This window comes from Microbulbifer epialgicus (assembly GCF_041447265.1).
Taxonomy (GTDB): Bacteria; Pseudomonadota; Gammaproteobacteria; order Pseudomonadales; family Cellvibrionaceae; genus Microbulbifer; species Microbulbifer epialgicus.
This window is the reverse complement of the sequence record NZ_JBGMEK010000002.1, coordinates 195,800-212,538: the sequence shown is the minus strand read 5'-3', so window position 1 is coordinate 212,538 and position 16,739 is coordinate 195,800. Positions and strand designations below refer to the sequence as shown.

9 protein-coding genes are annotated in these 16,739 nt (G+C 47.9%); all 9 read right to left on the bottom strand.

Going from position 1 to position 16,739, the window contains the following annotated elements:
- Positions 1-636: 636 nt before the first annotated feature.
- The gene (locus tag ACCI49_RS02235; RefSeq protein WP_371837339.1) at positions 637-4,821 is read right to left on the bottom strand and encodes an RHS repeat-associated core domain-containing protein; all 4,185 of its coding nucleotides are present in this window, start codon (positions 4,819-4,821) and stop codon (positions 637-639) included.
- A gap of 140 nt (positions 4,822-4,961) precedes the next feature.
- A complete protein-coding gene (locus tag ACCI49_RS02230) occupies positions 4,962-5,384 on the bottom strand; it encodes a tetratricopeptide repeat protein (RefSeq protein ID WP_371837338.1) in 423 nt (140 codons plus the stop codon).
- Between the two features lie 30 nt (positions 5,385-5,414).
- On the bottom strand, positions 5,415-6,524 hold the full coding sequence (locus tag ACCI49_RS02225) for a FlgD immunoglobulin-like domain containing protein (protein WP_371837337.1): 1,110 nt from the start codon (positions 6,522-6,524) through the stop codon (positions 5,415-5,417).
- A gap of 12 nt (positions 6,525-6,536) precedes the next feature.
- The gene (locus ACCI49_RS02220; RefSeq protein WP_371837336.1) at positions 6,537-7,463 is read right to left on the bottom strand and encodes a TolB family protein; all 927 of its coding nucleotides are present in this window, start codon (positions 7,461-7,463) and stop codon (positions 6,537-6,539) included.
- A gap of 15 nt (positions 7,464-7,478) precedes the next feature.
- Positions 7,479-11,519, bottom strand: coding sequence for a NosD domain-containing protein (locus ACCI49_RS02215; protein ID WP_371837335.1), 4,041 nt, complete (start codon positions 11,517-11,519; stop codon positions 7,479-7,481).
- A gap of 123 nt (positions 11,520-11,642) precedes the next feature.
- A complete protein-coding gene (locus tag ACCI49_RS02210; protein ID WP_371837334.1) occupies positions 11,643-12,317 on the bottom strand; it encodes a ferric reductase-like transmembrane domain-containing protein in 675 nt (224 codons plus the stop codon).
- Between the two features lie 29 nt (positions 12,318-12,346).
- Positions 12,347-13,294, bottom strand: a complete 948-nt coding sequence (locus ACCI49_RS02205; protein WP_371837333.1) for a chromate resistance protein ChrB domain-containing protein — start codon at positions 13,292-13,294, stop codon at positions 12,347-12,349.
- Positions 13,295-13,532: 238 nt separating this feature from the next.
- The gene (locus ACCI49_RS02200; protein WP_371837332.1) at positions 13,533-15,194 is read right to left on the bottom strand and encodes a Tn7-like element transposition protein TnsE; all 1,662 of its coding nucleotides are present in this window, start codon (positions 15,192-15,194) and stop codon (positions 13,533-13,535) included.
- A 2-nt stretch (positions 15,195-15,196) separates the two neighbouring features.
- Positions 15,197-16,738 carry a TnsD family Tn7-like transposition protein gene (locus tag ACCI49_RS02195; protein ID WP_371837331.1) on the bottom strand — a complete coding sequence of 514 codons (1,542 nt, stop codon included), beginning with the start codon at positions 16,736-16,738 and terminating at the stop codon, positions 15,197-15,199.
- Position 16,739 lies beyond the last annotated feature (1 nt).

Below are 16,739 nucleotides of genomic sequence, written 5' to 3'. Positions count from 1 at the left end.
ACACTGTCACAACTGACGATCCACTTTCCAGATCGCTTGGAAAAATACATCAGCTTATGAGGCCATTTGGCTGACACAGAGTTTTGAACATCCTCGTCCATTGCGGCGTACTCCTGATTGGTTAGCTTTGTTTGGCAACAACAAATCAACCAGATACGCTGCTTTCTTTCAAACACTCAAACACCAGATTCGGTTATAACTCGATTGTCAGCCTCACAAGCTGTTCAGCTGACACAGAGTTTTGAATACCCTCAAACTTTGCGACAGAACCCTATATATTCCCTCCAAGCAAAGTATGGAAGTGTGTCGCGACCCAAAGGTACTCGATAAAACCTATTACCATTAAGGCTACGAAGGAGAAACTACATATTGCAAAACAGCCAATGGAAGAGAATTCAGAAAAAGCTAACCTCCAAGTAATAATTACTCCTATGAATGGCATGATTACAATCAACATCCCCAAATCATTTACAAAACCTGATTGTTCATTTAACAAAAAAATGAAAATTGCATCCAACACGCAGAGATAAATTAGAAAAAAAACAATCAGGAACAAGTTTGCTAATAAAATTTTCTTTGTTGCAACCACGCCACCAAAAACCTCTTATTCGAACCAAGTATATTACGGAAGTCCAGCTACTGTTCCGAAGAATTTTGTATACGTTCATACTCTTCTATAAGAGCATCCGTATAATCCTGGCAGTTGTTAGTTACAAAGTTATATCCATCTTGCCAGTCTTCAGAAATATTTTCCTCTGCTTGCCGCATGATATCATCATCATAACGCTCCTCACTGCACCATTGATAATTATCCCTATTTTCACGGTCATCAAATGTTCCCCCCTTAGTAAAACCGGTATTATCGCCACTTCCATCCTCATAGAACCCATGTTCATGATAGATTCCTAAGTTAGTCCCTGTACGACCAGAACTCATACGATTGCCAGCAAAAGATAAAGGGCGGCGGCATACTTGAAATAGACCAAACGGGTCAACAGCTCTTATAGGGTTTCCGGCTACATAACCAAAAGTATTAATTCCCGCACTTAACCCTATAGGGTCAGATTCCAAATAACGTCCATTGCTGGGGTCATAATCCCGGAAGTAGTTGTAGTAGTGCGGTGCTTCCTCTCCCTTGATCTGTCCAGGGAAACGCAAGTTGACTTCAACCAGGTTAAAATCACCATCCGGATCAGCGTTGGGCTCCCTCTGCCCAAACGCATCGCTGTCCCAGCGCCACACAATCGCGCTGTCATTTGTGCCAATACGCGGTGTATTTAAGTGATCACTGTGCAGGTAGGTGAGAGTTGCGCTCTGTACCTGTCCCGCACTGAGGCGCGTTTCGATCTGGGCTACAGGCATATCATCGAGGTAGATATAGTCTATTTGACGGTGGACGGCTCCGCCTGCACTGAGATTAGTCTCGCCCAGGTATTGACCTGTTAGGCTGTAGTGCAGCAGGTTGTCTTCAGCTTTGTCGGTACGCACTCTCTGACCGAGGGCGTTGTAGTAGTAGGTTCCCTTTAACGTGCCATCTTCGCTATAAGTCTTGAGGCGATTGGCGTGGTTGTATGTGTACTCGTAGGCCCCGTCACCACTGCTGATGGTGTTACCGGCGTCATCCAGTTCCCAGGTCTGCCCACCTTTTGCTGTGAGGCGGTTGGAGTTACTTTCATAGCCGAATGTAGTGACTTTTGGCGATTGGCCATTTTCGGTAAACGTCTGCTGGGTGCGGTTGCCTACCAGGTCATAAGTAAAGGTATCCTGACCTGCGGTATAACTGCCATCGATTAGGCGATAGAGGTCGTCATAGAAAAATACCTGGCTCTTACTGCTGTCCAGGTTGTCAGTAATGCCGGTGATATTACTTACCAGGTCATAGGTATAGGTCTGTGACTGGATATTGCCTATACCACTGGCATCAATCGATTGCAGGCGGCCATCCTGGTCATAACCATAGCTCTGGGTAATACCGTTGCCGTACTCCATAGAGCCAATGCCCATCATGGAATCGTACTGGATATTACTGAGAATCGTCTGGGCGTCGGCCTCGGCATTGTCCTGTATGGTGACTTTGGCAATACGCCCGAGTGCATCACGGATGTAGCTGACAATACGTCCAGAGGGATAGGTGATACTGGTTACCCGTCCTTCTCTGTCGTAACCGTACCCGGTTGTAAAATCCAACCCGCCAATCGTATCGCCCTGCTGGGTAACCCGGCCTAAGGCATCGTAGGTCAGCACGGTGGAGCCGGCATCATTACTATAGCCGGTCAGGCGCCCGCGGCCCTTATTGCCACCTTCAGTACTGTCGTAGGTAAAGGTGGCTTTTTCGCTGGGACTAGCGGGATAGTTGATGCTAGTAAGTCTATTTAGTGCATCGTAGGTCAGTTTGCTGACAATACCGCGGGCATCGGTGCTGGAGGTCAGGTTGCCGGCAGTATCGTAGACGTGGGTGCTGGTACCGGTATCCGGGCTGACCAGCTTGAGGAGGTTGCCAGCCAGGTCATACTCATACAGAGTGCTGTTGTTGCGAGGATCGATCACCTCGGTGATACGGCCTGTCGCGTCGTAAGCAAACTTAGAACTGGCCGCCAGTCCCTCGGCATCCCCAATACTCTCTGCCAGCCGACCCAGGCCGTCGTAGCGGTATTGGGTTTTAACACTGAGGGCGTCGGTGGATAGGGCCAGGCGTCCCATACCATCGTAGGTGTAGCTGGTCGTTTGCTGCTCGGCGCCCAGTCTTTGTTTCAGGCGATTGAGTTGATCGTAAATGCCGCTAGAAGTCTGCTTAAGGTTTCCATCCCGATCTACAATCTCTGTTTTTAGATGATTGCCCTGTGAATCGAGGGTGTACTTAATTTTACTGCCTTCAGCATCCTCTATTTGAGTGAGGCGATTGCGCTGGTCATAGCTAAATACCAGGCTATTGCCATCTGACTCGGTGACCTTGGTGACGTTTCCGCGATCATCGTAGTCATAAAGCGTAACAATATCGTCATCACTACTGTTGTCATCGGAACCGAGTTGGGTCTCCTCAAGCAGCCAACCACGGGGGTGGTAGCGATAGTTGACTCTAAGGTCGTTGGCATCGAGGGTTTGCGTCGGCTTACCGGTAATATCGTAGGAGAGAAACTCTTTCGTGTGATCGAGCGGATCGGTAATCTTTTTGAGATCCCCCTTGCGGTAACAGTTGCCACCGTTATCACAACCACTCTGGTCGGTGCTGTCGTAATAGGTAAAGGTTACGATGTCCTGCACATCTGTGCGCGGGCCGTCAATTTGTTTGACCAGGGCGCTATCTGGGCAACCGGCTTCGCCGTTACAGTAGGTCAGGGTGGTAACAGCATCGGTGTTGTCGTCCTTGCGCTGTTTGATCGTGGCGATATTGGTGGGTATACCTTGAGCGTCGCGCACAAAGGTATATTCCGTGCGGAATACCTTGTCGGGATCCTGACTGGAAACCTGCTCTTCACTGGCTAACCAACCATTATCATAGGTCCAGCGCTGGGTAATGAGTTCACCACTCGCTAAGGTGGTGCTGGCACTGGTCTTCTGCGCTTGGCCGTTATAAGTGTAATCGGTGGCCGTGAGCAGGGTTAAGTCATCGCCCTGCTTTTCCCAGTACTCGATACGAGAGCGATCTTTGGTATCGTCGTATATCTGTCGGTATTCATTGCCAAGGGGATCGATGCGCTTTTGCAGGTAACCCGCCTCATCGAATACATAGGTACTGACACGGGTATCAAGCACCTCGCCACTAGCACTTCTTACCGTCTCAGTGACCTGGGTAGTACCAATCTCTACATAGTCCAGCTCAAGTATATTCTGCCCTTCGACCTGCTTGGTCACACGGCCTTCACTGTCGTAGGTGTTGGTTACCCAGACAGCGCCTATACCTTGTTGTAAACCGGTGATGAGGTGTGTATCTGTTGGGTCTTCATACTTAAAGCTGTGCTGGTAATTTTCGAGCCCTGAAACCTCCACCAGGTTGCCGCGGGTCGCACTCTGCCATTCATCGTGGCGATAGTCGATGCGCCGGCCGTCATTGGCAATCACATGGGTCAGACGCCCGCTCTGCTCGTTATAGAAAAATTCCACTGCGGCGCCAGTGGGCACATCGTCTGCTCCGACTTCTTCTATACGAGTAAGGCGCGGCTGGTAGGCCACCACCATCGGTTTATTCGGATCGATACTGTCGGGCGAGGTGCCGGTCAACGGCAAGCGACCACGCTCATCGTAGCTCAACCGGTGGCTCTGGCCCTTACTGTTGATGATGGCTACCAGCCGACCGTCCGCATCGAATTCATCTCGCCTACCGCTGGCGTAGGTAAAGGTATAACTGCCATCGCCGTGTTCCTTCAGGGTACCTTGGGGGGCGTCCCGCGGGGTGACATAAGCACCACCGGTAAATATAAAAGTATCCCGGCGCCCACAGCCAGAACGCAGCAGCACGGAACCATCCGGATATTCAAACAGGCGGCGGTCGTGATCGAAGGCCCAGCCGTAACCAAGGGCGCTGTCGAATTCTGAGCGGCCGTCAAAGCGGCGCACCAGACGAATGGGATAACTGCTGCCAACTTTGAGGTCGGTATCGGCCAGGTAAAAGCCCCCATCAAAGGTGCGGATGGGGTCACCCACAGCACTGGAACCACTACCACAACAGGGGTCGGGGCTGCGCTCACAGGGCGGTGGCTCCGGTGGGCCAGGAGGGGGATCACCAGCGGAATCGCCGCCAAAGTCGTGTGCTACCGCTGTGTGCATCAGCAGGCTCGCACAGAATCCGACGAGCACAGTGTGAAGCTTTCCCCAACTTGTCATGCTGTAATCCTTTTTCTTCTTTCCGGCGGCCCTTGGCCGTATCAACTTTTTACTGCGATCGCCTTAAATAGCGATGCGCGCATCGACATCGGTGTGCCGATTGCGGTTCTCATCTCACCCCTGCAAGAGGTGATGAGTATTTAGTGTTTGCTCTGTGCGCGGTATTGGGCGTAAGCCTGGTCGGCTTTATCCTGTTGCCCCAACTGTTCAAGAGCCTGACCGCGGCGCAAGTGGATCTCTGCCCGACCGGGGTCCACCGCAACGGCCAGGTCATAGGCTTCCAGAGCCTGTTGCCACTGTCCCCAGGCCCTCCACAAATTGCCCATGAGTAGCCAGCCCTCAACATTTTCGGCATCGCGATCTAATAGCAGCTCAAGCTGTTGGTGGCATCGCTCCAGCTTGCGGGTTCGGTAATAGTGATTTGCCAGCATCAATAGCTGTTCATTACTGCGCTCAGCGAGGCGGGTGTATTCAATAGCTTTAATTCGTTTGTGATAACTTTGCTCCGCTGCCTGTGCGGGCAAAAAAAGAAATACAGCCAAAAACAGGATAAATACTTTCATGGTGATAAATTCCTTTTTTTCTTATTTGCCTTAGCGTACAGGTTCTGGAGATTTTTGTTGTACCCAGACTTTTAAGGTTGCTGTACCGAAATTGCCTTCATAACCCCGTACATTCACAGTAATAAAATGCTCTCCCTCACTGACATGGCGACTGTCCCACTGCCAGGTCATCGGCAGAAAACCCACTTCATTTTCAAAGGCAAAAATACCGTCCACATAAAAGACCGGTTCAAAGCGCTGTGCCAACAGACGCTCGCGGTCTTTCTGCGCAACATCCAAGCGCAACGGCACCTTGCTAGAAACCAGCCAGCGGCCCTCACTATCCCGCTCAGCTTCAACACCGAGAGTCAGGCTGGTTTCAAGATCGCCGCGGCTCTCTAACGGCTGGTCGGCGTGGTGGTACATACGCTTGCTGCGTGGGCGCTGTTTCGCTTTTTCACGCTGGTTGTCTGCAGGAAGGTCAGCAAAGGTAACTTGCTGTGGCTTGCTCCCTGCAAATAGGGTGTTTTCTGCTAGCCCATAGGCAGTGATGGCGAGATTCAGCTGAGGGTGTTCATCAATTTTTAACACCTGGGACTCGTCCCAGCCGTCCCAGGACTCCGCTTGCGCACCAGCGGGGCGCGGTGCCCAATCGAGCAGGGTACGCAGCAGCGGCCCACCTTCTTTCAAGCCGACACGAATACTCACCCGTGCAGGCTGACTCAGGTGGTAACGAATTTGACCGGTATCTTTATCCCAGCGTACATCCCTGACCTCGACAATCTCACCGCCACTCAAGTCGGTCAGGTCATGGGTGACACTGCGCACATCCGTGGAAGCACTCAGGGTGTAGCTGTAGGCCTCTGCCGGCACCGGGCGCCCGTGCAGATCTAAACCATCCCAGCTCAACTGTTGCTGGCCGGCCTCGACTTTTCCGGCGTCCACTACACGCACCAAATGATCGCGACCATCGTATAGTTTTAGGGCAACACGCGCGCGCTCATCCAGGTTAAAACGGACACTCGCTTGCTCGCCGCGAAGCGGGTCGAAGATCTGGTTCTCCACACTCACTTGAGTGATTTCCAGGGCCTGTGTAGCCACACTCGACAGTGCCAAGGCTGCGCTATAAGAGAAAAGTTTTACCCAGTTCGACCTGCTCATACTTCGTTTACCTCACTGATCTCGCTGGCCCGACATCGCAGTCGATCTATTAGTTTTTACTGAGGCCTGTGCATCCCGCTTGAGCGGAGCCCACACAGGCTGACGTGCTCCCGCCTCGCCTTGGGTCAGCGCCCTAACACTTTTTGTGGCAAGGTCGTACAGCCAGATATTCATGCTGCCGCCGCGGGTTGAGTGGAACACCAATTGATCGCCTCGCGGTGACCAATTCGGGCGCGCATCCAGGGCCGGATTCTCGGTAAGGCGCTCACTGCGACCATCGAGTTGACGCAACCACAGCTCATAATTGCCGGAGCGATTGCCGGAGTAGGCGATGGTGCCATCGGCGCGTACCGCGAGATCGAAGTGATAAAGTGCTCCCACGGTGAGCTGTTCGGTCTTGCGCGCAGCGACATCGACCTTCCAGATATCGTGCACCTGGCCACCATTACCCGACAGGAAATACACAGCCTTTCCGTCTGCCGACCAACTGGGCTCATGCTGTAAACGCGGCATCGAGGTCAGTTTGTCCAGCTTGTTACTGACAAACTCGTACCGATAAATATCATTATCATCAATACTGCTGGAGGTACTGAGAGAGAAGGTAAAGCTATCTCCAATGGGGCTAACCACCGCATCCAGAATATTGGGCAGCGGCGCTTCAATCTGGGTCAATGCTTTGCTGCGACTATCCAAGCGGTACAAACGGCCATCGTGCAGATTCACCAGTAGGTGGCGTCCATCCGGATACCAGGAGATACGCGAGACATCCGCACCGAACTGGGTTAACTGCTCGCCAGATTTAGCCTCGGCATTCGTACGCCATACTTCCCAATAGCCGTCGGATACGCCCAGATAAGCGATATCATCCGCGCTGCTCCATTGCGCGAAGCAGCTGAAACAAACTAAAAAAAACCACGGACTTATTTTTTTAAAAAGCATTGTACTTCTACCCACTCAGCGATACAGATTCACAACACCGCGATACAGAGAGCTCTCACCACTCTCCGGCGAAGTTGCCTGGATTGCGAAGGTATAAGCCCCCTCATCACCGACCAGTACCGCGTTGGGATCAGAATCGTTATAGCCGCGCCACTTCACTTCGTGTAACAGCGTATTGCCCTCACCATCCTGCGCACTCATCAGCTGTTCATCGACCAGCACAATGGCAGAGGGATGGCCGGGGTCAACAATGCCTGGCGGCAGCAAGCTGAAAGTGACAACGGCATCCGTGCTGACCTGATAGGCCATGCGCGTTAACTGCTCGTAACTGTGGCTGACTCGGTAGGGATCGGATTTGACTTCGATACTGGGGGCCGCTATGGCGCCAGTGATACGCGGTGCAGTACCAGCGAGATAGATATCAGTACTGCGTAATAACCTGGGTATTGGATAGTAGATAGATGCTGGGGATTCAACAATATTCCCCTCAGGATCGCGCCCATCCCAATAGATCCAATGCTGACCCTCAGGATAGAAGGTATCCTTGAACACGTTGAAAGCTGATTCACCTCTCGGTGTAACCTGCATACTCACCAAACTCGGGCTCTCCACCTCCACAGAAACCTTATAAAATTCGTTGGTGTAGACATCATAGTGGGCGGGCACAAAACCCTCTACGTAACCCATTCGGAGTTGTGGCTCATCGTAGATATAATCGTCAAGATTATCGCTGGCGCGCAGTACAACGCGATACAAGCCCTCGATCTGTAGCTTGTTCTCATTATTACGCCCATTCCAGTGGATCGGGTAGACACCGGCCTCAGTATAAATCTCCGTCTCCTGATACACCAATGCATTATCAGACTCCCTGCGGATCTCAATGGTGACACTGGCTGGATGGTTGAGACTGAAACTACCCTCCACCTGCTCACCCTCAAGTGGATGGAATTGCACTTTTTTTAGAGCTACATCGCTTACCTGTAATAAGTCTAGGTAACCACTGAAGTCCACATGCGGTGATGAGCTGCCAGCGGTATAGATATACGACGCTATCATGGTCTCATCTACGGTACCCCACCAGTTGCCAGTGGCGTCCAGACTTACGTTTTCAGAATCATCAAAGTAATTTGCGTAAAAGGCGTAATAGTTATTGCCGAAAAATCTATTGCCCTTTACCACCGGTACCGGATTACTGCCAATTACGCTGCCCCCTAAGACATACACCCCGTAGCGATTAAAGCTAAACTCGTTGCCCTTAATCAGAGGATCACTGAAGCTATATACTTTAATACCATACTCGTTACCCAAAAAGGTGTTATTGAAAATTTCAGGAGAGATTCTACTCTCTGCTGAGTCGGCTTTTATAAAGATCCCTACATCATTATTCAAAAATTTGGAATTACGTATCGAGCCATCACCACCGCTAAAATAAATCCCTCGTGAAGCACAGCTTACTTCAGCATAGTCTGCAGTTACTGTAGCGCCCTTAACAATTTCAATACCACCCCAATATTTAAAGCAGCCTTCGTTATCAGGTTTAAACAGCACAGGTGCCATTTCAGTACCCTTAATTTCTAAGCTACCTCTAACCACTAACGAAACATCCTGTATAAATCTAAGCTCAGTACCGGCTGGAATTGTCAAGACAGTTCCAGCAGCAAGCTCCACACGCCCTAAAATTAGATAGCTATCTCCAGCAAGAGTAGTATCTTCAGTGATATACCCCAGTAAAGCTCCTTCTATAAAGACGGGGTTGCCTTCAAGAGCATCTAGAAAATAGCGGTAATCAACAATTGAATTTGCATCATAGCTATCCACTGAATCATGGATCTTGTCTGCGATTAGCGGCGGATCAACACTCCCCCACCAATTGCCAGTGGCATCCAAGGTAACTGGATGTGGACCACTGTAGTCCTGCGTATAAAAATTGTATCTTATGTTGTTATAAATACTGTTGCCGGTCACAGTTGGTATGGGGTTTTGAGCGAAATCAGTACTATGTCCAAAGGCATAAATGCCAAAGTAATTCATAGTAATATTATTACCCCCACTAATATGTGGATCACTATTATGATAGACGGTAATACCATACATACTACCAAGAATTGTATTACGAAAAATTTCCGGGGCTATCCGTGAGGCAGCGGAAGAGGCTTCTGTGCGAATTCCGTACTTATTGTTCAGCAACTTGGAATTGCGTACAGAACCTTCACCCCCGTTAAAGTGAACTCCGATTGAAGCACAATGCACCTCTGTATAGTTCAAGTTTGCAGTAGCGCCTGCAATAATTTCGACACCCTTCCAATCTGAACGGTGAACGCTGTTACCATTACAAGCTTCAGACACTGGCTTAATTATTACCGGCTCTTCTGCATTACCATTGGCCTCCAATTTCCCTTTGACGAGAAGCCGGTTATTTGTTCCGAAATTTAACTGTGTGCCAGCTGTAAGAGTGAGGACAGTATCCGCGGAGATCTCGAGGGGGCCGAGCACGAGATAACTCTCCCCGGAAAGGGTAGCATCCTCGACAATAGGGCCAAACAATACAGCTCCTGTATAGGCAGGATCGCCCCCTGGTCCATTGAGGAAAAGACTGTAATTTACAATCGGATGTAGAGTGTTATATGCCCGGTCATAGATCTTTGCCGCAATTTGGCTGGGGTTTGCGCTACCCCACCAGTTACCCCTGGCATCCAGGGTGGTGGTGGATGGGTTGGCAAAAGTCGACGTATTATAATTATAAGAGCTGTTATCGTAGATGCTGTTAGCCGTTATTAGTGGAGCCGGATTCTGCGCAGCATCATCGTAATTTCCAGTTACATTAATGCCATTATTATTCTCAACAATAACGTTGCCGCCGATGATTTTTGGATCGCTATTGTGATAGATAAAAATCCCTTCACGGTTACCGCGGATAGTATTGCCAGCAAGTACAGGAGCTATTCGAATTTCGGCGGAAGCAGCCCTGGTTCGAATACCCATCCAATTGTTTAGGAGTTTAGAATTACGAACATAACCATCACCACCGTTAAAATAAATCCCGTTGCTAGCACAGTACACCTCAGCGTAATCTATAATTGCTGTCGCCCCCGCTATAACCTCGATACCTTTCCAATCATAACGGCTTGGGCTGGTGTCATTACAGGCTTGTGCCATAGGCCTAAATTTAACAGGTTCCTCTAAAATTCCAGCAACTTGTAAATGGCCTGAAACATTCAGCTGATAGCTTCCATCTCCTATGACCTCAACCCCCGGCTGAATCCAGAGGGTAACACCTTGGGGTACATTCAGGTTGCTATTGAGGATATAGGGTGAACCATCGCCCTTGGTCCACACCAGGGTATTGGACAGATTCCCGGACCAGTCCCTTGCGAGGGTGTTGGCATAGGTAGTAGCCACACTATTCGAGGCAACACTTTGCCCGGCGTCCGTCTCAGCAATCGCATAGATGGAATTATCACCATCTTCCAAGGGTACCCATGTAGAGAAAGCACCACTGTCATCAACATCGATGCTTCTTGTCACCCGGCCATTTACAAAAAAACTGACGGTTGACCCCGGTTCTGCAATACCTGTCAGGGTGATGGGGTTTGTCAGGCCGTCGGTATTGGGTAGGTTCAGTGTCGGGGCAACAATATCTATGCGGACCTCTAGCTGCCCATCGGTGTTGTCACTATCGCCAGCATTTAAATATTTAAGGGCTTGCGTATCAGAAACCTCTGCTGAGATTGTGCTCCTCGCGCGAATGAGGTTTTCACCCTCACTCAGTGCCACACTCAGCGCAAACTCGCCGGTGGCATTACTCTGCGTTTGCGCAACAATCGTACCGTTGACCTCAATATCCAGGGTGTCGTTTGGCCGGTCAGAGAAGCCAGCAATGTATTGGTTGGAGGCATACACCCTATCCACTACGGGATAGAGCAGTACTTCGGCGTAGGCACCCACAGAAAATACTGCGAGGTACAACCACAACACAGCCAATATGCCTGTACTCACAGCTTGTTTGATCGCCACAGCGAAGCTACGCCTAAACATTCCTGTCCACCCTTGAGTCATTCCATTTACCTTGTGATAGTGTCCCGCGCAACGTGCCAAGCACTGGGAAATCCCCGAACAAAGGGCCCTACAGCGCACTCGGGCTTTATTCAATCAACAAAAACGCAACACAGCCGTCGTGCTTTATGCACCAAATGTGAGTTTTATTTTGCGAGTCAGTGGTTCTTTTAACCGGACCAGTCCGGCAAGCAGTAAAAGAACGGAGATGCCCAGTATCAATATGAGCATCGGAAGAAACCGGGATTCGGTCCCAATCGACAGCGCATGCACAAAAGATAAGGGCAGCACCACAATCCAAAGGCTGTGGCCAATACGCCAGCGCTTACTGCCCGAAGCCACTTTCCATCCGGCAAAGACCCCCAGGCACAGCAGGCAAAGAGCAATCAACCCCAAGCTAACCTGTTGGCTGTAAAATCCGTGAGTGAACTTAGGTAATAGCAGGCCCCAGGCGGGAGCCTCGGTACGCACCGAAACCGCGGCAAAGAACAGGGAAGCATGCAGTACTATCAAGGAAAAAGTGAGCACTCCGAGCACCTTGTGGGCCTTGGCACTCCAGGATAACAGCACACCCGTTCCGCCTAGGCGTTTAGCCAGTGCCAGCAAGCACTGCAATCCTAAAAGGCCGACTGCTACTAACCCGGCAAGCTTGGAGAAGATGTACAGTATCTGTCCCGGAGGAAAATTATCGGTAAAGTACGCCTGAGGATTGCCAACGGAGGACCACCAGGTGACTAGGGGAATCGAAACCGTGGCAGCCAGTACCACCAGTACACTGGGCTTTATAAGATGTTTTTTCATCGACATTCCCCGCTAAAGAGGCATTTCATCTAAATACCACGCATAGGGCTGGAGTTAGGACAGCCCCCCTCGGAAACACAGGTACTCATCTGCTGGAAAGCGGCCTCTCTAGACATCGCCCTGGTACCTACCGTGGGCAGCCCCTCGGCAATCCAGCCCTTAATACCATAGGGTTTCAGGATGACGGACTGCTCGATACCCGCTCTCTTCAGGGCCTTTGCCATCTCAAACCCCCTGAAATCTTTTACGCAATAACTAACAACGTAATCAGCATCGCTCAGTTGCCTCAATACCTCATCATTCAGCTTACGTAGCGGAATATTTAAAGCATCCGGAATATGTCCCTCGGCAAACTCTTGCTCCTCACGCACATCCACAAAGACAACTCGCTTCCCCAGCTGCATTTGCACAAGAAGGTCGGCAATCGCCATCTCCTGGACAGGAGACTTTTCTGGGGCGGGCACTGAGTTATCACAGGTCATCGCAAGACTATCCCGTCGCAAAGGCCTTTGTTCAGCGGTGCTTTGGGAGAGCGCGGAATACACACGATCAAAGAACTTCAGATAGCAATCGCCGGGAACAGTGTCCCGACCATAGCTTTCCTGTAAACCTCGAAAAGCGGTTTCGATAACCTGTGCCTCTGGGGTTTTATTCGCGCCCCAGAAGTTCACTTCAATATCGTGAATGATTTGTACTAGGTTGAGAACCACAGGATCTTCAACCGCGTAAGAGAGTTGAGTCACCTCAAAGGCAGTCTGGTTCTCTATCCGGCGAAGATCCGATTCAGGGGTATCGAACTCAATGCCCGCAGGCAAAGACTCTCCCTGGTCGGCAAGCAGCAGAGAAGATTCGGGATTGACATGGCGTGTCAGTAACCAAGCTGTCGCCCACTTATCAGGGCCCAAACCATATTCTGTTACAAAAACTTGACGGGGTTCAGGTTTGGAGCATGCTGTAATGCATAAACATAGTAGCACTATAAATATTCTAAAAATAAGAAACAACTGCAAATTCTCTTTGGCTAGCTCGCAACTACAAATAAAATATCTTTTTATACTAAAAACTTAAAAATATTTGCGACAGCAAACACAATATAAATAAATATAATTTAATTATGCTGCAAGCTTCCTTTACTTTAGTGGTACGTACCAAGATATAATGTGTATCTAAATATATCGTACCATTTCATAAGATTTGAAAAATACAATTTCTACTTTACATGCCGATTACTTTCTGCGCTGCTCTTTCTATCCATGAATCCAGCGCATCTTGTTCACTCTTTATTTTATTGTCCGGATGGCCCAAGTATTCTCGTACAGAAGTGTTTTCAGTAATATAACTTCGCTTCCAGCTCATCGCATTCAAACCTTCATCCTTATAGGATGTCATCAATTCATCTAAGATACCCAAATAAGTTGATTTTGTGTCTCCCGCCCGAAAAAATAATGTCGAAAGACTTTCAGTTTCTTCTGTACCATCTTTTTTAGTTTTATTCGTTAGTTCAATTTCCAGAACCTGAATAGAAGTTTTTTGATCTCTTGCAATCACTGCATGACAGTAGCGACGAGGACGATTATTGACTAAATGTTGAGTACGGCAACGCATTTGAGGCACATCACCTATCTTGCTCTCAATTTTCCAACCATGTGTTTCCTTCAGCTTATCTAACATTTCTTGAAAAAATACAATCTTCTCTGGCGCATCGATAAGATCTGTCGGATCGAGATTATCAACGTCTGCTCTCACCCCCTTGCCTTGATCAGAGCCTTCTAGCAAACTGCCCAATTCCACTGGTGTTTGCTCCTCAATCTCATCAAGCAGATCCGATTCAATATTTTTAGGTAGAACATTAACATGCCTTGGACTGCGTCTAGTATCTATGTCAACCTCAAAATTAAGCCCACTTCGATTCAGCTTTATCGTATATCTGCTCATGCTTGCTTTAGGTCGATTATCCGGGTCCAACTCTCTTATATTGACCGATGGCTTTATATTTAAAGCTGACTTCGATTCATTACGTTCTTTTAATTTATCTTCCAAAAGTATCTTGTCATCGGGATGTGAAAAAATAATAGTGGCAATATCCGGTGGTTTCAAACCAGAAACAGATCTTATTTCTCGTATGTATACATGGTTATTCTCAGATTCTGTACCTGTGAAACCTGAAAAAGATAACTCACAATGACTAAGATCTGGCGGATTGAAATCGAATGTCCACCGCTCAGAGTTATTACTGAGCTTTGTATAGCGATTGATATTTTGAAAGATAGATCCGAAACTTTCTTCCACCTCAGGAAAGAAAAATAGCCAAATAAAGAATTTTCTAAATTGTAAACTATTCAAATATCGAACAGGAATATTTGAGGATAGTTTTACCTCACCAGTCCAACCTTCTTTCCAGGCTTTACCCAGCTGCCAGGTATTACCCTGATTAACTGCGGCACGGGCTACCTCTGCAGAATGGAAAAAAAGCATGCGAGCCATTTCAGTAACTGGAAGCCAGTATACTTTTTCAATGGTAGTAATTTTAAATATAGAACAGTCAGCAAGTTGAGAAGAAAACTCTTGAGCACGCCGTAATGAATTTGGAAGATCCCTAAAGCATAATCTTTGCCAATTATCTTGTTTAGGCAATTTTATCGTTTCTGTCCAACCCTGAGCTTTATTCTCTATTGATGTCATAGGGAATATTTTCCCAGGCGTCAGAGCTGGCAGATAATCAATAGGTAGAGACTTGCGGAAGTCGCCTTTCTCTTGATTGTGGAAATAACAGACAACGCGCCACTCTTGACCTGCTTTACGGTACCAATCTCCTAGTACCATCAGCTTGGATCCTTTAGGTACCCCTCGAATTCCAATTTCATCGACTTCTGGCATAGCTATCGTTGGCCTCTCCCTTGTTCCAACCTCAATATTTCTTTTTCAATTTTTGGTGTTATTAATTCTGAACGAATACCAGCGAACCTTAATAGTCTCCATTTTTTCACTTCCAGTTTCAGCTCTTCGAGTTTTTCATAAGCGGATCTCAAACGATGCAATTGGAAGTCTTCGACAGTCTCAGAGTGAGAAGCTAGCCATTCTCTGGTTCCAGGTAGCTTATGTAAGTACTTTTCAACTGAATTAGCACGGGGTAATTTTTTAATAAAAAATGTTTTTGTTAATCGACAACGTTTCGATTGACATAATAGTTCTTTTAGTAGCTTGTTGAGAGCGATAACATTGAATTTATCCCATTCGCGATAATCTGCTTTATAATGCAATTGACTCTTTGGTCGATATTTCGGCCTATTATTCATTAACCATTGATAATCATTTCTGTACAACCAAGAATACAAGGAACCTCCGCCTGGAATTAGCCTTATTTTTTTAACACCTAAGCTTTTGTGCTTATCAAGAAAATTTAGCCATAGTTGCCTGCGTTGCTTAACTTCCTCAGCCTTACCTTTTTTTATCTTGTTAGTCATGGTATCTGAGTCATGAGCTGGCACTGACAAATTTCTTACCTTTGATAAAACTTCAGCAGTCGAAATATCTGGAGCGAGCGTAGTGATTACCAAGAGATGCCTGAGCGGGTGGAATGATTTCCTATGCTTTCTGAAGATATTCTTTAGCCAATGATTTTCGATAGGCTCGGTAAAGTACTTCTCAAAGATTGAACCTTTCCACTCCTGCTTCATAACAAGGTATATTTCTTGATACTGAATCCTGTTTTTTTCTATAAATCCAAGATCGTGTGCCAGATTATGATAAAACATGGTCCAACGATTAGTACCGAGTCCATCAAGAAAGGGTTCTTCGAGAAGATCTAGGTATTTGTCATTTAGTACCTTTTCATTATGGTGCAATCTTAATTTTCTAATAGCGCTTGAGTTACAAGAAGCTGCGGCAGTAAAAAAATGATGTTTTTCTTTTGGATGAAAGCTAACTTTTGAATTATTTAAAAAACAAGAATGTTTTTTACAGAAATCTAAGCCTTGTAATTGATGGGATCGCTGCCAATAAGCTTCACCATCTAATGCCAATTGATCTGTCATGCATGTTGAGCAATAACGGAAAAAGGAGAGTTGTTTGATTGAGCTAGCTGTTATACCAACTCTTGTGTGGATATTACCACCGGTATCTGAAGCCATTGACTGTTTAACTGACCTTGCCTGATCTTCAGAAAGAAAGGGCAGGTAAATCGGTGCAAGTGTATGAGTACCGATAAGATCATCAACCGTAGTTGGCCAAACTGTACTCAGATTTTGCACCAAAGCATTCAGGTGGCTTGGAAGATCAGGAATAGCGGTGGCTGTCCTTGAGGAAAAAACATCTCGTAAGACAGCCTTCTGACTATTCTCCTGACCAGTATGAAGCGCATATCGTGCTATGGCACTGTATAGTAACTCATCTTTATACAGAGTAGGGAAGTAACCGAGCATG